The organism is Marinimicrobium sp. C2-29 (assembly GCF_038419845.1).
Taxonomy (GTDB): Bacteria; Pseudomonadota; Gammaproteobacteria; order Pseudomonadales; family Cellvibrionaceae; genus Marinimicrobium.
Genome location: NZ_JBCAQT010000013.1, coordinates 1 through 19693 on the forward strand (window position 1 = coordinate 1; position 19693 = coordinate 19693).

Genomic DNA, 19693 nt, shown 5'->3' on the forward strand with positions numbered 1-19693 from the left:
CTTAGCGCCGATGGTAGTGTGGGCCTTGCCCATGTGAGAGTAGGTCATCGTCAAGCTCCTAAAATGAAATACCCCGAATCAGCAATGGTTCGGGGTATTTTTTTATGGGCCCGAAAAAGCTCGAGGTGCTTGCCGATGCCCTGCGGTCATGGTCATCGATGCCATCCATGGCATCGCCCCTTCGGGCAGCGTTCATTGAGCGCTTCCCTGCGCTCAACCCTTCAGGCAGCTTCGCTGTGCCAATCTGCTCCCGGCAGATTGGTCAAGCTCCTAAAGGCGGGTAGGGTGGGCTCCGCCCACCGCAATGCCCTATCTCTGCTACGTCCCTCTCTTCTCCCCCTGTTCAAAGGTCATCGCTATGCCACGGTGACGGTTGAAGCGGAGGCTCAACAGATTCTCCGGGTAGGCAGGGGGACGCCGCCGCCCTGATGTCCGTCCTCCTCTCGAAGGAAGATGCCAGGCCGTGCTGGCAGGGTTGGTTCAATCTGGCTATAAGCAGCGGACTGGCTCCGGCACGGCGGTTTGGCCGGCCCTTAAAGGGATGAGTGGAAGGAAATGCAGCAAAGTGCGCCGTATCGTATGAAGGCCGGCGCTCTGTAAGGAGGATGAATAGCAGGGATGATCAACCGAATGACTTATGGGAACTAAGATAACAACTAATTGTTTCTGGAGAGAGGAGCGGCGTTTTTCGGGAAAGCGTGATCAAACTAAAAAGGGGGAATACCGGCAGCGCCGTTATTCCCCAAGAGACGATAGATCTATGGTTGGATCATCGCTACAGCTACCGCCAGGAGAGCGGGACTGAATGTGGTAGACCTTCCATGGTCCGAAAACAACTTCTTAGAAGTTGTAGGCAACACTGAATGTTGCGTGACGTGGCAAGATGAAACGACCGTTGGTTCCGGTACCAGAGCGGGGGTCACCTTCCGTCAGTGCAGCTTCATCGGTCAGGTTGTTAATAGCCAGCTGGAATTCAACATCATCGACATTGACGATAACGCCAAGATCAACCGCTTCGTAGCTGTCCAGTGTCACGACATTGGCGTTACCACTGAAGCGCTCATCAACAAGGCTCAGCGTGCCGAAGATGGAGGCGTTAACCGTTGAACTAAAGTCGATTTGATAGCTGGGGGTCAAACGAACCTGAAGATCAGGCTGCCGGGCGACCGAGTTGCCTTTGTTTGCACCGGTCGTCAATTCCGCGTCCTGAATAGTGGCGTTCAGGTTCAAGTCGAAGTTGCCCAGATACAGGTTACCGTCCAGCTCGACACCAATGGCTTCGGTTTCTTCGCGCTCGAAGTCGCCCGCGCCCTGGCTGCCGAAAGGTTGGCCCTGGGTTTCGTTGTAGAAGCCCGTCGCGTAGAGAGAGTACGCGTTCTGATCCAGTTTGTAGCCCAGTTCGAACTGCTGAACATCAATGATCAAGTCGGATCCGTCTTCGAAGTCACCGAAGAAATCGCGGTAGGTGTCAAAGTCCGGGAACTTGACGCCGTCGTTGATGCGGGCAAACACGCCAGAGTCCCTGGTAAGGTCGTAGTTGAGGGCCGCTGTGTAGGTGAACTCGGTTTCGTCGGAATCGACGATAACGTCGTTGATACCATCGAGGGCACCGACATCGGCACTGTACTGAGTCGCGCGGTTGACGGCACGGACACCAGCATCGAACTTAAGGTCGTTGACTCGTTGCTCGACGGCGGCGTAAAAGGCGTTTTCTTGTGCCTCGCCGACGGCGTCGACGTTAAAGGTGAAACCACAGCTCGCCTGATCGAAGGACTGACAGGCCAACTCGTCGGGATTGTCGTCCATGGGCAGGCTGTCGGGGTCAAGCAATTGGCCGTCAGAGCGAAGCTCAAACCACTTGGAGTTGCCGATAGACCATTGCTCGGATACGTCCCAAGCTGAGGTATAGAGGCCTAACGTAACTTTGGTGGTGTCCCACTGTTTGGCGAAACTCAAGTCGTTGCTGAAAGACTCAACCTGCTTGTTAACAACCCAAGCACCGAACTTTTGTACGAGGGCGTCCGCGCCAACGGAGTCGCCACTGACATTCTGAGCGCCTTGCTCGTCGGTCAATGTACCCAAGCGAGCGGCTGAGCCATCGGGTACGAAGCCCGCGGTATTGGCATCACCGCTGGTGTAACTGAAACGGTCCGTAAAGGTCCAGTTGTCGGGCAGATCCAACGTGATTGAGCCGCCGGTGATGCTGCCATCCCAGCCGCGCCCTTGGCCCATATCGCGGGTCTCAACTGAATTGGTTGAACCGCCTTGACCATCGGGAGTGGCAAAAGGAACCAGTACGTTGCGGTTGGCTGGGCCAACAAAGGTGAAGTTGCCGTCAAGGCCGGTGGAGTTGCCCTCGGTATCGCGCAAAGAGACCGGCAGGAACCACGTGCCGTGATCGTCGGTCTTGCGGTGATAAACGTTGAGCTCACCGTTGTCAAGGATCTTGGTCAGGTTGACCGTGAACTGTTGGCCGTCTTCCGTATTGAAGTTGCCGTCGCGTGGGTTTCTGGAGCTTGAAGTGTAGCCACCGACCATGTAGTAGAGATCGTCGGCTAGCTTGCCGCTGCTCATGGCATCAACCCGCTGAAGACCGAAGTCCGAGGTGCTGTATTTGAACACGCCCTCGGACTGTTCACCGCCCTCCTTCAAAATGAAGTTGGTGGTGAGACCGACCTGGCCGTTGGAAAATACCGGGTTTGGTCCACCCCGCAAGCCTTCCATCCGCGCGATGGTCACATCAGTGCGGAACATTGTGGAGTTTTCCAGGAAGGAAAGCGTTGGTGGCGGAAAGACCGGCATGCCGTTCATGCTGACAGTTACGAAAGGAGCATCGCCGCCACTGGGGAAACCACGCACGAAGATGTTGGCACCGGATTTACCACCGGAGCTTTCCACCCATACACCCGGGACCGACTTCAACAGGTCGGCCGTGCTGCTGGGGGCGCGGCGTTTGATGGCCTCTTCGTCGATATTGGTAACGGCGAAGCTGGCATCCAGCTTGCGCATTTCGGCACCACCGGGGGTACCTGTAACGACCACCTCTTCAATTCTTTCAGGCGGTGCCTCTTGGGCGTATACAGGCGCGTGTAACGCCAATGCAGCTAGCGAGCCCAGCCAAAGAGCCGTGTGTTTTTGAGGCATGCGTAGTGCAGATGAAATGAATTGGGGTAACAGTTTCTGCTTCATCATTTTGTTTACTCCTCCCCTAAGGGGCTACTTATTGTTGACGGGCGATGGTGAGCGTTGCGACATTCCCCTTTGCGTTCTGTTCTGACAATGCAAGTGTTTCAATGGGAATCCCCGACGCTTCAAATTAAGTGTAGGTCAGCTAATGTCGTATTGCAATCGATTGCAAATAAAGATACAAACGATTTCATAATAAAAAAAGGCTTTCATATTCCTTAACATTCAATGGAAAATTGAGGGGCTTTTAAGCTCTTCCCCCTGAGCATAGTCCATGGGATAGGCTCACGCACAATGTTGACAGCGCAGAGGATGTGCCGTGACGTGATGACCTTGTCGGTATTGAGCGTTAGTGTCAGGCTTGTGGCCCAAAAAAGGTTTTCGCGTCAAAATCCTCCAACGAAGCCACGATCAAGTCGGCCTCGGCTAATGCCTTGGGGTCGCCCACACCCACAGCAAACATATTGGCGCGTTTGATGGCGGTGACACCAGCCGCCGCATCTTCAAGCCCCATACACTCGCTGGGGGGCAGGTTGAGTCCAGCCGCCGCCGTCAGAAAAATTTCCGGGTCGGGTTTGGGGTGGTTAATCCGGGCCGCGTCGGCGATGTATTGAAACTGATGGGCGATGCCCAACCCCTCCAGGACCGCTTGGGCGTTTTTGCTGGCGGAGGCCAGGGCCATGGGCACCGACCAGGCCGTTAGTTGATCGAGCAGTGTTTTGGCGCCAGGTAGCATATCCTGTGGAGTGAGCATAGTGATCAGCTGTTGGTAGTGGCGGTTTTTACGATTGGCCAGTTCCTGCTTCTGTTCATGGCTATAACGGCCCGGCTCGGTACGCTCGAGAACGATATCCAGTGATGCCATTCGATCGACGCCCTTGAGACGCTCGTCGGCGTCCCCGGGGATCTCGAACCCCTCCTGCTGGGCCAGGCGCTGCCAGGCGGCGAAGTGCAGGCAGGCGGTGTCGGCAATAACGCCATCCAGATCAAAAATGGCGGCTTTGAATCGGCTCATGATGCGTTGTCCTCGCGCAGCGTGGTAGCGGTGTAGTCGGTGTTCGGTTGCTCCAGCCGCAGCTCCTGGTCGCCACTGATCAGGGTCAGGGGAGGGCCAGACAGAAGCTGATAGCGGGTGCCATTGGGGGCCACCGATACGCTCAGTTGACGACCTTGGATGCGAACCTTGAAACGGTAATGGGTAATACCCTCGGGCCGTGTAGGCGCAAAGTGCAACTGCCCTTTATGGATACGCATGCCGGCGAAGCCCTGTACCATGCACAGCCAGGTGCCCCCCATGCAGGCGGTATGTACGCCATGCTGGGTGTTGTTGTGGTGGTTATCCAGGTCCATGCGCGCTACCTGACTGAAATAGTGACGGGCCTTATCGGCATAACCCAGCTCATTGGCCAGTATGCTGTGCATGCAGGCGGACAGGGTCGAGTCGTGCGTGGTGATGGGCTCGTAAAAGTCGTAGTCCCTTCGCTTTTCTTCCAGACTAAAGTTCTCACTGAGCAGAAAGAGCGCCAACACCGTATCCGCTTGTTTGCACACCTGGTGCCGGTAAATGGTCAGCGGGTGGTAATGCAACAACAGCGGGTATTTGTCTTTGGGCGTGTTGGCAAAGTCCCAGCGGGGCTTGTCCAGAAAGCTGTCGTCCTGCAGATGAATGCCCGATTCGTCATCGTAGGGTAGAAACATGCGCTCGGCCGCTTCCCGCCACTCGTTGACTTCGGCCTCGGACAGATTCAGGTTTTGAACCAGTTCCTCGAAGCGTCCGGGATGGTCGCATTGCAGCCAGTGGTAGAGCTCCGAGGCATAACGCAGATGGGCTTGAGCCATGGCGTTGGTGAAGTAGTTGTTGTTGACGAGGGCTGTATATTCATCCGGGCCGGTCACCTCGTTGATGCAAAAACGGTTGTCTCTATGCGGGTTGTAATGCCCGATCTGCAACCAGAGCCGGGCGGTCTCCCAGACAACTTCCGCGCCGACATCCAGTATCAGCTGGTTGTCGCCGGTAGCGAGATGGTACTGCTTGATTGAGTAGGCGACGTCGGCATTGATATGAAACTGGGCCGTGCCTGCCGGGTAGTAGGCCGAACACTCCTCACCACCGATAGTCCGCCAAGGGAAGAGGGCGCCTTTGGAGATGGCCAGCTCCCGGGCGCGGTCCCGGGCCGCATCCAACAGGCTGTAACGGAACTGAATCAGGTTGCGGGCGAGCTCCGGCTGGGTGTAGAGAAAGAAGGGGAAAATATAAATTTCACTGTCCCAAAAATAGTGCCCATCGTAGCCGTGGCCGGTCAGGCCTTTGGCGGCTATGTTGGTGCCGGGGGTGCGGCCCAGGGATTGAAACAAGTGGAAGAGGTTAAAGCGCAGGCCCTGCTGCAGCTCGGGGTCACCCTCAATCTCTATGTCCGAATCTTGCCAAAAGCGGTCCATTGCCTGGCGCTGCTGTTGGGCATAGTGACCAAAGCCTTTCTGACAACTGGCCAGGAGGTGACTCTGTATTTTCTGGGTGGATACTTCTTCATTTTCGTGCAACCAGGAGTAGCACAGTGCGTACTTGGTCAGAGTGATAGTCTCGCCTGCCTTGGCATCTAGCTGATGATGGTGGGCGGCACTGTAAGAGCCCAGTCGTTCCGGCTGGGTCGATAGGGGCTGCTTCCCATGGAATCGATCAGTGGCGGCACTTACCAGAGTAAAGCCGCTGCTGCGCAGTCGTTGGCTTACCAGCAAGCCGTGTTCATCCGCTTGGCATTCGAGAGGTTTGAGGTCGTCCGGATTGATGCCGGAACCCACCCGGGGGTCGTCGCTCGCTTCGGCCTGGGCCGGGGTGGCATCAAGGTAAGAGCTGATCTCCAGGCGGCCGCTGAAGTTCTCCGGCGTGACGCGGTATTCGGTAACGATGAGGTGACGGTCGGTCAAGGATACCAGCCGACGGCTTTCAATTTTCAGGGTTTGCCCGCCCTCGGTTTGCCAGCGTAGGTCGCGGCTGAGTAGGCCGTTATCAAGCTGCAGCTCACGGTGATGCCCCAGCACTTTGCCTCGCTTCATGTCCATCAGTTCGCCATTCAGCTTTATGCTGAGCTGGTGGGGCAGGGCCGTCGAAGCAATGCGTTGGTTGTTCTTGGCATAACCGTAGGCGGACTCGCCGTAGGTGATAGGCTCGGAAAAGTAGACCCCGTTCAGGTAACAGCCGTGCTGATCGGCAGCTCCCTCCAGTCCCTCCTCGAAGGTACCGCGCAGTCCTATGTAGCCGTTGCCCAAGGCGAACAGAGTGGCATTGAGGCTGTAGTGTTCGGGCCTGAAGCTCGACTCGGTAACACGCCAGGGGTTGTTGCCGAGGTTCTGCGTGTGTTTTTGCATCGGGGGTCCTCTTTATTCTGGTGGCCTGGGCACAAGGCCCGGTCCTGCGTATGGCTGATGAGACCAGTATAGCAGTATTGCAATCGATTGCAATACTGCTATACTGGAGGTGCGGTTGGCATTCTGAGTTCAGGGGGGCGAGGCGCCGGCCGGGACTGAAAAAGAGCCGCCTGCCTTTTAATGCAGCACATTTACTAAAACGAAGGTCAATAACAATGAGTAAGCGCCTGATTATCCTGGTATTGATGCTCAACTACTTCTTGTTCGGTCTGCTGCTGAACAGCGTGGGTGTCGTGATCATGCAGTCGATCAACAGTTTTGGTGTGACCAAGGAGAGCGCCGCCCTGCTGGAAGGGTTCAAGGACATCCCCATCGCCGTGGTGTCATTCCTGGTGGCTTCTTTTCTCCCCCGGCTGGGGTATCGTCACGCCATGATGATTGGTTTGGTCGTAGTGATGCTGGCCTGCCTGTCCATGCCCATTCTGAGCAGCTTCTGGGCCACCAAAATGCTGTTTCTTTCGATCGGGGCCTCGTTTGCACTCATCAAAGTATCGGTTTACGCCAGCATCGGCTTGCTTACTTCGGGCAAGCAGGGTCACGCCAGCCTGATGAACGCAATCGAGGGCGTGTTCATGCTGGGCGTGCTTTCGGGCTACTGGGTCTTCAGCTTTTTTATAGACTCCGATAATCCGGCCAGTCAGGAATGGTTGAATGTCTACTGGTGGCTGGCAGCCATCTGCTTGTTCAACCTGCTGGTGATGAGCTTTATCCGGTTCGGCGAAGGGGAGGTTGCTCCCCCCGGTTCCAGCTTGAGTCGGGACTTCCTTGCCATGCTGCGCTTGGCCGCCCGGCCCCTGGTGTATATTTTCGTGATTTCGGTGTTCCTCTACGTTCTCATTGAGCAGGGGTTGGGTACCTGGCTGCCCACTTTCAATAACGAGGTTCTGGGCTTGCCTAGTGCCATCAGTGTTCAGGTCACCAGCATTTTCGCTTTAAGTCTGGCTGTAGGCCGCTTGAGTGCCGGGCTTTTGCTACGGAGAGTCAGTTGGTATATCCTCTTGAGCGGCTGCATTCTGGGGATGGGCGTGCTCATGGTTCTGGTCATGCCTTTGTCGTATGATGTGGAAGTGGCAGCTGACGTGAACTGGTTCAGCATGCCGTTGGCGGCCTATCTGATTCCTCTTATCGGGCTTTTTATGTCGCCTATTTACCCCGCCTTGAGTTCAGTGGTCCTGAGTTCCCTGCCGTTGCGGGAGCAGTCCTCCATGGCGGGCCTGATCATTGTGTTTTCGGCGCTGGGCGGCACTACAGGCGCCATGGTCACCGGTGTGATTTTTGGCCGTTTTGACGGACAGACGGCGTTCTATTTGGCCCTGGTTCCCATGGCTGTTATTCTGGTGCTCTTGCGCGGGCTCAAAAGGGAAACCGAACGAGCTCCGGCGGAAGTGAGCTGATTACATGAAAAATTAGGTACTATGGCTACAACACCGAGAAAAAACCCCACCGGTACTTCCATTGCGGATATAGCGCGCCGTGCCGGGGTATCGAGCTCAACGGTATCCCGTGCGCTCAATAATAACCCGGCCATTAACATCACAACCCGGGAAAAGATTCAGGCTATTGCCAGAGAGCTTAACTATAAGGTCAATACCGGAGCCCGCAACCTCCGGTTGCAACGAAGTCATACCATAGCGCTCATCATCAATGCAGAAAAGGTGGACGGCCAGACTTTCTCTGACCCTTTTATGATGGATATGATCGGTGCGATCGCCGACGAGTTGAACGAGCACCAGTATAGTCTGCTGTATTCCAGCAGCGCCATTAAACCTCAGGACTGGTGTTCGCACCTGCTTAGCTCACAGCGGGCTGACGGTGTCATAGTCATTGGTCAGGGCAGGAACGACGAACCTTTGCGCAAGCTGCAACAAGAGAGCAACGCCGTTGTGGCTTGGGGTGCCAGGCTGGACAATGCCAACTATTGTATAGTGGGAAGTGACAACTACCTGGGCGGACAGCTGGCCACGCGCCACCTGATTAAACGGGGTTGTACACGCATGCTGTTTCTGGGTGATGTGGAGCACCCGGAAATTGAGCGTCGTTTTCACGGGTACTTTGATGCGTTGGCCGAGCAAGGACTGTCCTCCCGGGAGCACCATGTTCAGTCGGCTTTTTCCATAGAGTCCGGCTACCAGCATGTAATTGAGCTGTTGACCAAAGGGCTGGATTTCGACGGCATTTTCGCCGCCAGTGACAACATTGCCATGGGAGCCATTAACGCTCTGAGAGAGAAAGGTCTCAGGGTGCCCCTGGATGTGGCTGTGGTGGGTTTCGACGATATCCCAATAGCGCCTTACTTTAACCCTCCGTTGACTTCGGTGCGGCAGAATGTGCACCTTGGAGGCAAGATCCTCGTGCAAAAGGTAATGGCCATGGTCAAGGGGCAGTCGGTGACCTCAGAGATAATCAAAACCGAGTTGGTGGTGCGCTCCTCCTCTTAGCGATCGAGGGAGCGCAGCGCGCCCCTCAATGACTACTTATTGGTCATGGGTGGAATCGTATCGGAAAAGTGCACACCTTTGATCCGGTCGGTATGCCCGGCTCGGCGTCGGCGTGAGGGCGGAAAGTCGTTGGTGTCCTCGCGCCACTGGGCCAGTTGCCGGAAGTGATCACGTAGTAGATCCCGGTAATCCGGGTTGGCCGCCAGATTGTTGAGTTCCCAGGGGTCTTCCTGCAAGTCGTAAAACTCAATTTCGGGCCTGGGGCTTTGGAACAGCAAAGCCTGCTCCGGTGTGAGCTTCCCTTCCTCTTTGCGGTGGTACAACGCGCGCCAGGAGGGACTTTCGGACACATCGGCTGGCGATCCGAAAGGCAGGTAGATGTAGGCGTTGTGAATCAGCCGGTACCGATCAGAGCGGATGCTGCGAATGTGCTCGTCGGTGTCATGCCAGTTGCGCACGCTGAAAGCCGCTTTACGGCCGAAGTCGTGGTCTCCCAGCAGGCCTGGTAGCAGGCTCTGGCCGCTGAGTATCGAAGGTAACTCCATGCCAGCCACAGCCAGGCAGGTGGGCGCAAAGTCGGTGGCGCTGATGAGCGCTGAGGTGCGTTTGCCAACGGCAATCTTGCCCGGCCAGTGAAAAATGAAGGGGGTTTTGACCCCTGAGTCATATAACGTGCCTTTTTCGCGAGGAAAGGGGGACCCGTTGTCGCTCAAAAACATAACCAGGGTGTCTTCCACCAGATTCCGTTCTTCCAGAGTGCGCATCATACGGCCCACCACGCCGTCCAGGCGCGCGATTTCATCGTAGTAATAAGCCACATCCTGGCGAGTTTCCGGGGTGTCGGCCAGCCAGGGTGCCAGCTTGATTTTGCCGGGGTCGTGGGGCTCGGCAATGGTGTTTGCCTGGTAAGGTCTGTGGGGGTCATCGAAGGCGACCCACATGAAAAATGGCTTGTTACCGGCAGAATCGATAAAGGCTGGCAGTTTGTCCAGCTCCGGGTCGTACCACTGGAACTGGGCATCGGCGGCCGGGCCATAGTGGGTTTTTTGCATATGACCGGTAAAGTAGCCCTGCTCCTGAAGCCATCCGGGGACTATGGTGTGACCCTCCTTGAGGGGCATGTGCAGGTCTTCGGTTTCGGTTTCGTGAGGGTAGCGCCCAGTCATCAGGCTGATGCGTGAGGGGCTGCACTGCGAGCTGGTTAATTGGGCGTTGTCCGCGGTCAGGCCACCAGCGGCCAGGCGGTCTATGTTGGGAGTCTTGATGTTTTCGTTGCCGTAGCAGCCGAAGTGACGAAAACCTGCGTCATCGGCAACAAACACCAGGATGTTGGGTTTTTTCGCGGGCTGGGCGCTGAGCCCTCCCAGTGGCGTTGCGGCCAAGGCCATTGCGGCCAGCGCGTTACGGGAAAACTGTCGGCGAGTCAAAGGATGTTGCATGATGGTGTCCTCGTTATTCTTCCGGTCGGGCTTTTTTGTGTTGATAGAGACTCTTTGAGTCTAGCAGCGACCCCCAGAGAATGCAAACGATTGCATCGGAGTTTCTACCGGGCTTTCACAGGTAGTCCCCGAGCCGCCGCTCTCGACGTAATGCCAACCCGGTCAGGTCGGTGTCGGTTGCGTGAATCCGTGGTGTGACGAATCAGTTTGATTGCCAAAGAACGTAGCCCACACCGGTCGTGGCGTCTGCCGTGGAACAAAGTGGTACACTGCTGTAGCCAGCTGGCTGGCAATGCCCATTTTATTGGGTAAATATGTTTTATATGTTATAAAGTTAATATCTTGGGTATTCGGCAATACAACCTTCTCGGCTTTTAGTGAGCGGTGAGCAGGCTCAGTGAGTGAGAGTTGTTCCAAGATTCTTATAAGAGAGCTTAAAAGATGCAGAATGTGACACATTTTTCGTTGAAGACACTCCTGTTGGTAAGTTGTGGCAGCCTGATGACCATGGCCTGTAGCGCAGAAACGTCCGATGAGGAAGCGCTGGAGCCCTGGCAGCAGGCCCAGAAAACCGAAGTCTGGGAGCCGGTTCCCCCGGTCGTGGAAACACCCAAAGACGCCCCGCCATCCGATGCGATTGTGCTGTTCGACGGCAGTGATCTGGAGGAATGGGAGGCCGACGACGGTGGTCCAGCGCACTGGAAGCTGGAGGAAGATGCCATGACCGTCGCCCGCCGCGAGGGGGGGATTCGCACCAAGCGGGATTTTTGCGATATTCAGCTGCATATCGAATGGCGCTCGCCCACCGACATCGAGGGCATGGACGGGCAAGACCGGGGGAACAGCGGCATCTTCCTCCAGGAGCGCTACGAAATCCAGGTCCTGGATTCGCACGAGAACGAAACCTACCCCAACGGACAGGCCGGTTCGGTCTATAAGCAGCATATCCCGCTGGTCAATGCCACGCGCCCCCGGGGGGAGTGGCAGACCTACGACATCATCTACACCGCGCCGCGTTTTGATGATGAGGACGAGCTGGAGAGCCCGGCCTATGTGACGGTACTGCACAACGGTGTCGTCGTGCAGAACCATGTGGAAATTCAGGGCAAGACCGAATGGATTGGCGCGCCCTCTTACGATGAAGCTCATGGCTGCGACTCGCTGTATCTGCAGGACCACGATGCGGCGGTGAGCTTCCGCAATATCTGGGTCAGGGAGCTGTAGCAGGAATCACGCGCTTCTTTGCAGCGTACCCTACAGAGCCCGGCACGTCGTCCAGTGGGCGGCCGTCGGGCTTTTTTGTGAGTAAGACTTCTAACGATCAAAACGATGCATGACGACTGTCGGCGATAGCATGGAGTACCCAAATGAAAGCGATAATAACGAGGTTTTTCAGCCAAAGCCTTTTCTGGTTGTGGGCCGGTCTTTCAATCCCCGCGGGTGCGTTCGCGCAGACGCCGCTTGAGCTGTTTCAGGCCCACCCGCACTGGGAGAGCGCCCAGACACTTTCTCTGTCCCGGGATGGCGAGCGCTTTGATGTGTCGCGCGGTGAGGCCCCCTCCCTGGCGTACCGGGCGAGCGCCGATCAGGATGAGGTTCCGCTTCTGTCCGAACAGCGCTTTGGCGACAGTATTGTGCGATTGGAAGTCATGCTGCCCGAGGGCGCCAGCGCGGGACTTTATCTGCTTGGGCGCTATGAGATCCGGCTGGCCAATGCCGGGAATGAGTCTCATCCGGAGCTCGATCAGTTGGGCGCGTTGGCCCCCGGCAATGAACACGACGGTGCTCCACCCACGACGGATGCCGCCAATGCCGCCGGTGAGTGGCAGGCTATCGAGATACGTTTTCGCGCTCCACGCTACGACGACAGCGGCAAGAAAGTGGGCGACGCCCTGCTATTGGAAGTCGAAGTCAATGACGAGACGGTGCAGCGCAACGTCATTGTTTCGGGTTTTAGTGACGGGTCCATCCAGCCTTGGGAGGAGCCGACCGGGCCCCTGATGATCCGCATCCACGAGGGTTCGCTCGCGCTTCGCAATGTCCACCTGGCCCGCGCCGACTACAGCCGGGTTACACCACCTGACGAATCGGGTGGGGTCACCAATGAGTCCGAGCTGGTGGACTACGTGGCGCTGGGCGAAGAGACCTTCCGGTCGCTGGGTTGTGCTTCCTGCCACGCCGTCAATCAGGGAGAAAAGTCGGTTCGCGCCGGGCCCAACCTCTACGGACTGTTCCAGCAGAACCCGCGCGACCGGGAGGTTCAGCAAGGGTCGGGTGACGGTACCTTTGTGGTCAAGGCCGATCGCAGCTACCTGCATAGCAGTATCCGCACGCCCGATGAGGAACTGGCCATCGCCGAGGCGGGGGAGAGTCGCGGTCAGGCGTATCAGCCGATCATGCCCGCCTACTCCGAGCAGATGCTCTCGGAGGCGGACATCGATGCCATCGGCGCCTATCTCAAAACCCTCAATCCACTGGCGGACCAGGGGCCTCAGGTGCAGCTGGTCGAAGAGGGCGGGCCCGAGGCCTACGACCCCCTGATCGATGGGCTGCAGAGACTGGTGGATGAGCGGGTGCGCCTGCAGCGCGGCCCCATGCCGGGCGTCTCCGGCCGGGCCCTGCACGTCGGGCAGCCCAATGGCATCAATTACAGTTTCGACCCCCGGGTGCTGGGAATCGCCAAACTCTGGCAGGGCGGTTTTCTGGACATGTCCGGTGAGTTGCGCAACCGCGGTGGCGGCGGTCTGGACATGGGCTTCAACAGCCGGGAGATTGATTTGGGCAGTGAGGGGGTGTTGTTTGCGCCGCTCAACCGCTCGGGTGAGCTGATCGATTTCTCATTCAAGGAGTCGGTGTTTGAGGACTTTGACACTGTACGTGCCTCGCTCTACTCCGAGCAGGATCATATGGAGCGTCTCGAGCAGGAGGATGCCCGCTTTCTGGGCTACCGGCACGATTCCACCGATCCCGGGGCGGCGCCGGTCTTTCGTTACCGGGTCGGGAAGAACCGCCTGGAAGTGGGCACCGAGGTTTCGTCCGACGGCTCGGTGACGATCACGGTCGGGGGTGAGTTGAAGCAGGCGCAGGCGTTCCATCTCAGTACCGAGGCATTGGACTCCATTGAAGTGTCGAAAGGCGATGTTGAAGATGGGCAATGGCAGCTTGCCAAAAACACCCGATTGCCGGTGACGCTCCAGGCCAGGATGCGGGTCACGGATAACCCCTGGCGACCCGAGCCGAGCGATTTTGACTATCAACGCCAACCCCTGAAGGTGGCCTCCTCCGAGGCGGGTCTGATCGAGGGCTATCGCATTGAGGACTATCTTCCGCCCCGGGATAACTACGGCCGCGAGCAGCTGTTTGAAGGGCTCGGCCTCGCCGTGGCCGAAGACGGCACCATTGTTGTCGCCAACCGTAACTCCGGTATCTGGCGCATTGTCGATGGCGAATGGCGCCTCTTTGCCGAGGGCTTTTTTGACAGCCTCGGGCTGGTCATCGAAGACAAAAAGGGGCTGGATCTGGTCGTGGGCCAGAAGGCCGAGTTGACCCGGGTGCGCGATACCAACGGTGACGGTCTGGCGGACCGTTACGACACCCTTTTTGATGGCTTCGGCTTCCACAGCAACTACCACACCTACCTGCACGGGCCGGTCAAGGGCAAAGACGGGGCCTATTACTTTGGCCTGAACCTGGCGCACACTGACGAGGCGGTCTACAAGGCCGACGGCCTCTACATGGGGTCGCAGGGGGGCTACAGCGGTTGGGCCTTCCGGGTCACGGCCGATGGCGAAGCCACGCCCTGGGCGAGCGGCCTGCGCAGTGCCGCCGGCTGGGCGCGCGGACCGGACGACCGCATCTGGATCACCGAGAATCAGGGCGAATTTGTCGGTACCTCCAAGCTGTTCGTGCTGGAGAAGGACGCGTTTTACGGCCATCCCTCCGGGCTGGTCGATCGCCCCGGCATGACCCCGGACTCGCCCGAGATCGCCTGGGAGCGGGTGCAGGACGAGCGCGAGCCAGAGCTGTTGCTCATGCCGCACAACCTGCTTGCCAACTCCCCGGGGCATCCCGCCTGGGACACCACCGAGGGGCAATTCGGACCGTTTCAGGGGCAGATGCTGATCGGCGATCAGACCCAGTCCAACCTCTTCCGCGTGGTGATGGAAACCCTGCCCGACGGCACCGAACAGGGCGCTGCCCTGCCGTTTGTGACCGGGCTTGCCTCCGGTGCCATGCGCCCCGTATTCCTGCCGGACGGCAGTCTGCTGCTGGGCCAGACCGGCCGGGGCTGGCAGGCCAAGGGCGGACATGTGGCCGCCATGCAGCGGCTTGTCTGGGAGGGCGAGGAGCCGCCCCTGGCGATTGAGCGGGTCACGGCTACAGAGAAAGGGTTTGCGGTGTGCTTTACTCGGGCGTTGCCGGAGTCCATTGGCGTGGATGAGCTGAGCGAATCGCTCGCTCTGAACTCCTGGACCTACCGGGACGCCCCCGATTACGGCTCAGAGCGACTGGGCGAACGCCCCGAAGCGGTGGCAAACCTCCGGCTCGACGAGCCCCGCCGGACGCTGGTGGTGACGCTTGAGGATACCGAGGTGCCCGAGGTCCATCCCCAGCAGACCGCCCGGGTGTACCACCTGGTGTTTGAAGGGGAGGCCATTACCGCCGAGCATGGCGAGGTACCGATGAGTGCGTTTTATACCCTGCATCACTTTCCCTCCGGCGAGTAGCACCAGACCTTCGCGATGAGCGCTGCGGCGCTCCATCGCGGATGCGTCGCTGGTTCTTCGGTGGCGCCACGGCACTTGCACGGAGGCCCAGGCGTCACAACTCCACTCCGTTCTGGATTTTCTCCCTCAGGTTTGCTTAGATGCGAGCCTCTATCCTCACATCCAGGTCGTAGTTTCAATGAGTACAGCAACGGGGCGGTTGACCATCGATTTGAACGCCGTTCGGGCCAACTGGCGGCGCGTCAGTGCGCAGACGCCAGAACCGCCGGCGGCGGTGATAAAGGCCGACGCCTATGGCCTGGGGGCGGATCCGGTGGGCAACAGTCTCTACCGGGCCGGCTGCCGTGAGTTTTTTCTCGCCACCCTGGAAGAGGCGATCGCCGCGCGCCGGTTTCTGCCCGCCGATGCGCGACTCTACGTGCTGGGCGGCGCGCGTCCGGGCGAGGAGCGCGAGTGCATGACGCAGGGGCTGGTGCCGGTGCTCTACAGTCTGCCCGCGATCGATCGCTGGGCCCGCGCCTGTCGCTTCGAGGGCCGGGCGGCGCCCTCGGCCGTGAAGATCGACACCGGCATGACCCGACTGGGGCTGAGCGACTCCGAATGGCAGCAGTTGCGGGAAGATCCCGCCTTGCTGAACGCCGCTCACCCGATACTCTGGATGAGCCACCTTGCCTGCGCCGACGAGTACGATCACCCCATGAACCGGCAGCAACAGCAGGCCTTTGCCCGGCGGTGCGCCGAGGTGCGAACGCTGGTGCCGGACATCCGTTGCAGCCTGGCAAACTCCTCCGGTATTTTTCTCGGCGCCGACTGGCATTTTGACCTGGCCCGCACCGGTGCCGCGCTCTACGGCTACGATCCCCACCTTGACCGGACACCGGCCATGCAGCCGGTGGTGCAGCTTGAGCTTCCGGTGTTGCAGGTCCGGGAGCTGACGGGCGAGGTCAGCATCGGCTATGGCGCGACCGAGCAACGCCCGGCGGGGACCCGCCTGGCGGTCGTGGCCGGAGGCTACGCCGACGGGCTCAACCGGACCATTGGCCGCCAGGGGGCAAAAGGAATACTGGGCGATCGGGAGGTGCCGGTCGTGGGCCGAATTTCCATGGATACCACGGTCTTCGATGTGACCGGAACGGCTCTTCCGGCGGAGCCTGAGCAGGCCTATGTCCGCGTGCTGGATGAGCGCCTGACCCTGAGTCATGTCACCCACCGCAGTGGCGCTCTGGGTTACGAAGTCCTTACCAGCCTGGCGGGCCGTTACCGCCGTATTTACCGAGATCAGGAGGCCCATGACCCAAGCTGACACTCCCAAAGATCCGCTCTCTGCGCTGCTGGTCTGCCTGGCCGATGGCGACTTTCACTCCGGCGACGAACTCGGGGAGAGTCTGGGGATGAGTCGCGCAGCGGTCTGGAAACACCTGCAGAAACTGACCGAGCTGGGGCTGCCCCTGACTTCCATTCGCGGGCGTGGCTATCAGGTAGAGGGTGGTCTGGAATTGCTGGAGAAAGAACGTATTCTCGGCGCTCTCGACCCGGAAGCCCGGAGGCGACTCAATGTTCTGGAGCTGTTTCGGGCGACTGACTCCACTAATGTCCGCGCCCTGGCGCGGGGCCCGGCCGAGCCCAGCGGCTATGTCTGCCTCGCGGAGCAGCAGACGGCCGGGCGTGGCCGGCGGGGGCGCGCCTGGGTCAGCCCTTACGGGCGCAACCTTTATCTGTCGGCCTCCTGGAATTTTGACGGCGGCGCGGCCGCACTGGAGGGGCTGAGTCTGGCGGTGGGGGTGGCAATCTGCCGGGCCCTGGAAGCCTCGGGGCTGCAGGGGGTGCGGCTCAAATGGCCCAACGATCTGCTCTGGCGCGGACGCAAGCTCGCCGGCGTGCTGCTGGAAATGACCGGGGACCCGGTGGGGCAGTGTCGGGTGGTGGTGGGGATCGGTATCAACCTCTCCATGCCGGCCGGGGCCGCCCGGGGTATTGATCAGCCCTGGGTGGATGTCAGCGAAGCCTGTCGTGAAGAGGGGCTCGCGCCGCTATCGCGCAACCGCCTGGCCGCTGAGTTGATCAACCAGTTGCTGCCTCTGTTGGCCGATTATCAGCGCAGCGGTTTTTCTGACTATCGGAATGCCTGGCACGCCCGGGATGCGTTTCTGGGCCAGACCGTGGTTCTGAAGTCCGCTCAGCGCGAGCAACTTGGAGTGGCTCGGGGCGTTGACGGCAGCGGAGCGCTCCGCCTTGAGGTCGACGGCCAGGAACAGCTCTGTCATGGTGGGGAACTGTCAATGAGAGCTGTGTCATGATTCTGGAAATTGATCTGGGCAACAGCCGCATTAAATGGCGACTGCGCGACGATTCGGGTAGGCTTGCAGGCGGCGTGGCCGGGCACCAGGAGTTACCTCTGGTGGCGGACGAACTGGCCGCTCTGGGAGCGGTTCCCGGGGAAATCTGGGTGGCCAGCGTGCTGGCCGGGGACCGTGACGCCGATCTGAGCGCCTGGTGTGAGCGGCTCTGGAACCGTCAGCCGCGCTTTGCCCGGACCCAGGCCCGTTGCGCCGGAGTGACCAACGGCTATCGGGACCCGTCGCAACTGGGCGTGGATCGCTGGTTGGCGCTGGTGGCGGCGCGCCAGGCTTGTGCCGGCCCGGTCGTGGTAGTGCAGGCTGGCACAGCGATCACAGTGGACCTGCTGAGGGCCGATGGCGTCCATCTGGGGGGCTACATCGGGCCGGGCTGGCAATTGATGCGGCGCTCGCTGAGTAGCGACACCGCTCGTGTGCGCGCCGCCGTCGAGCCACCCGAGCGTCTGATGCTCGAGCCCGGGCGCGATACGGTCCAGGCGGTGGAGGCGGCGATTGCCTCCATGGCGCTGGGGCTGGTGCGACAGGGGCTGAAGTGGTTGCCGGCGGGACCCGCCCAGACCCTGGTGGCCGGCGGTGACGGTCCGCTTTTGCTGGAGCATCTGCCGGGCGCCCGTCTGGTCCCGGAATTGGTGCTGGACGGGCTGGCACCGGTGATCAGCGCCGATCGCGCTCCAATCTAATACTCTTCGTTTCAGGGCTGAATCTCGATGCGGGCAATTTTTTTCGTACTTCTACTGGCCAACCTGCTGTTGTTTCTATTGCAGTGGGTGACTCTGGGAGAAGGGGAGGCAGAAGCAGGCGCTGGTAAGGCCGGGGCGGAGCTGGAGGGAGTGCCGTCTCTGTCCCTTCTACCCAAGCTGCCCGAATCCGGCGAGCCGCGCGAGTCATCGGCGCCTGCGCCGGAGCGCGAGCCGGAAGCCTCGCTCGCTTCCGACCCGTCCGGGTCGGCCGACCTGGGGGAGAACCCGCTGTGCACACTGGTGGGCCCCTATGCCGATCGGCCCTCGGCTGAAACTGCCGTACAGCGCCTGCAGGCGCTGGATCTGGATGCTCAGGTGCGCGATCTGGAGGTTCCGGACGGCGAGGGTTATTGGGTCTATCTTGAGCCGGAGTTGTCCCATCGCGCTGCCCTGAGGCGCCTGCATGAACTGCAGGCCAAGCAGGTCGACAGCTACATCATTCCCCGGGGCGACCTGGAGAACGGTATCTCCTTCGGCATGTTCAGTCGCAAAGCGCTGGCCGAGGCGCGCCGGGACGAAATGAGCGATCAGGGTTATGAGGCGCGTATCCGCGAAATTGAACGAACTCACCGGGAAATCTGGGTCTCCCTGCCTCCCGGTGACGCCCGAAAGTTGGGTGAGGGGCTGTGGGAAGATCTTCTGGAGCAGGCCCCCGAACTCGAGCGTCGACAAAATTTCTGTCCAGGTGTTGCGTCTGAGTGAAACTTTCTCTAGAATCCCGCCTCCACGTTGAGACGTGAACAGGTTTATGGCTGGCGTAGCTCAGTTGGTAGAGCAGCTGACTTGTAATCAGCCGGTCGGGGGTTCGACTCCTCTCGCCAGCTCCATTTAACCTAAGTATCTGACTGTAACTGCGTGAAAATATTGCGCTTTTTGGTTGACAGGCAGTGCTTTGAGCCGGACAATGCCGGCTGCTTTAGCAGGGGTTCCCGAGTGGCCAAAGGGATCAGACTGTAAATCTGACGCGCAAGCTTCGGAGGTTCGAATCCTCCCCCCTGCACCATTATTTAGAATACCCCGGCCAGGCTAGGCGGGCAACTCGCAAAAGGAAGTTTGTAGTTTGCGGGCATGTATTGCGGGCATAGTTCAATGGTAGAACCTCAGCCTTCCAAGCTGATGATGCGGGTTCGATTCCCGCTGCCCGCTCCACCCTTTCGGGTTTATCCCCGGGTGAGAAATCAGGCCGAAAGGTTTGATGAAGGTTTTAAGCTCATGTAGCTCAGCTGGTAGAGCACACCCTTGGTAAGGGTGAGGTCAGCAGTTCAAATCTGCTCATGAGCTCCATATTTGGCTGCGGGAGAGTGCTCCTGCGGCTGTTTTTGTCTGAGTATCCGGTGGTTCTGGCCGTTGTGTTCTGGTTGGCTAAGTCCGGATTCGCGG

The 19693-nt window shown here is 59.1% G+C and carries 12 protein-coding genes and 4 tRNA genes; 12 read left to right on the top strand and 4 right to left on the bottom strand.

The window, feature by feature from the left end:
* Positions 1–840: 840 nt before the first annotated feature.
* The 3 genes from AAE484_RS13155 to AAE484_RS13165 all read right to left on the bottom strand — a co-directional run bounded on the left by AAE484_RS13155 (position 841) and on the right by AAE484_RS13165 (position 6552).
* Complete coding sequence (locus AAE484_RS13155) at positions 841–3192, bottom strand: TonB-dependent receptor (RefSeq protein ID WP_341938870.1); 2352 nt, start codon at positions 3190–3192, stop codon at positions 841–843.
* 349 nt (positions 3193–3541) lie between these two features.
* Entirely contained in the window at positions 3542–4201 is a 660-nt protein-coding gene (pgmB, locus tag AAE484_RS13160) for a beta-phosphoglucomutase (RefSeq protein ID WP_341938871.1), read from the bottom strand.
* Positions 4198–6552, bottom strand: a complete 2355-nt coding sequence (locus AAE484_RS13165) for a glycoside hydrolase family 65 protein (RefSeq protein ID WP_341938872.1) — start codon at positions 6550–6552, stop codon at positions 4198–4200. The genes pgmB and AAE484_RS13165 overlap by 4 nt, the downstream gene beginning before the upstream one ends.
* A 215-nt stretch (positions 6553–6767) precedes the next feature.
* On the opposite strand from AAE484_RS13165, the gene AAE484_RS13170 reads away from it, so the two are divergent.
* Together AAE484_RS13170 and AAE484_RS13175 are read left to right on the top strand one after the other, a co-directional pair.
* The gene (locus AAE484_RS13170) at positions 6768–8006 is read left to right on the top strand and encodes an MFS transporter (RefSeq protein ID WP_341938873.1); all 1239 of its coding nucleotides are present in this window, start codon (positions 6768–6770) and stop codon (positions 8004–8006) included.
* Between the two features lie 21 nt (positions 8007–8027).
* Positions 8028–9050 carry a LacI family DNA-binding transcriptional regulator gene (locus AAE484_RS13175; protein WP_341938874.1) on the top strand — a complete coding sequence of 341 codons (1023 nt, stop codon included), beginning with the start codon at positions 8028–8030 and terminating at the stop codon, positions 9048–9050.
* A 32-nt stretch (positions 9051–9082) separates the two neighbouring features.
* Here AAE484_RS13175 and AAE484_RS13180 read toward each other — a convergent pair whose 3' ends face one another.
* Complete coding sequence (locus AAE484_RS13180) at positions 9083–10489, bottom strand: sulfatase family protein (protein ID WP_341938875.1); 1407 nt, start codon at positions 10487–10489, stop codon at positions 9083–9085.
* Positions 10490–10930: 441 nt separating this feature from the next.
* Between AAE484_RS13180 and AAE484_RS13185 the strand changes: the two genes are divergently transcribed.
* From AAE484_RS13185 to AAE484_RS13230, 10 genes are all read left to right on the top strand, one after another.
* Positions 10931–11713 (top strand): 3-keto-disaccharide hydrolase, encoded by a 783-nt coding sequence (locus tag AAE484_RS13185; RefSeq protein ID WP_341938876.1) that lies wholly within the window; start codon positions 10931–10933, stop codon positions 11711–11713.
* A gap of 143 nt (positions 11714–11856) precedes the next feature.
* On the top strand, positions 11857–15216 hold the full coding sequence (locus AAE484_RS13190) for a family 16 glycoside hydrolase (RefSeq protein WP_341938877.1): 3360 nt from the start codon (positions 11857–11859) through the stop codon (positions 15214–15216).
* Between the two features lie 178 nt (positions 15217–15394).
* A complete protein-coding gene (gene alr, locus AAE484_RS13195) occupies positions 15395–16519 on the top strand; it encodes an alanine racemase (RefSeq protein WP_341938878.1) in 1125 nt (374 codons plus the stop codon).
* The gene (gene birA, locus AAE484_RS13200) at positions 16506–17513 is read left to right on the top strand and encodes a bifunctional biotin--[acetyl-CoA-carboxylase] ligase/biotin operon repressor BirA (RefSeq protein ID WP_341938879.1); all 1008 of its coding nucleotides are present in this window, start codon (positions 16506–16508) and stop codon (positions 17511–17513) included. Before alr ends, birA begins: the two co-directional genes overlap by 14 nt.
* Entirely contained in the window at positions 17510–18253 is a 744-nt protein-coding gene (locus AAE484_RS13205; protein WP_341938880.1) for a type III pantothenate kinase, read from the top strand. The genes birA and AAE484_RS13205 overlap by 4 nt, the downstream gene beginning before the upstream one ends.
* A 27-nt stretch (positions 18254–18280) precedes the next feature.
* Positions 18281–19015, top strand: a complete 735-nt coding sequence (locus AAE484_RS13210) for an SPOR domain-containing protein (protein WP_341938881.1) — start codon at positions 18281–18283, stop codon at positions 19013–19015.
* A 49-nt stretch (positions 19016–19064) separates the two neighbouring features.
* Positions 19065–19140: transfer RNA gene (locus AAE484_RS13215), tRNA-Thr, on the top strand.
* A gap of 92 nt (positions 19141–19232) precedes the next feature.
* Positions 19233–19316: transfer RNA gene (locus AAE484_RS13220), tRNA-Tyr, on the top strand.
* A gap of 72 nt (positions 19317–19388) precedes the next feature.
* Positions 19389–19462, top strand: a tRNA-Gly gene (locus AAE484_RS13225).
* Positions 19463–19521: 59 nt separating this feature from the next.
* Positions 19522–19597, top strand: a tRNA-Thr gene (locus AAE484_RS13230).
* Positions 19598–19693: the final 96 nt, after the last annotated feature.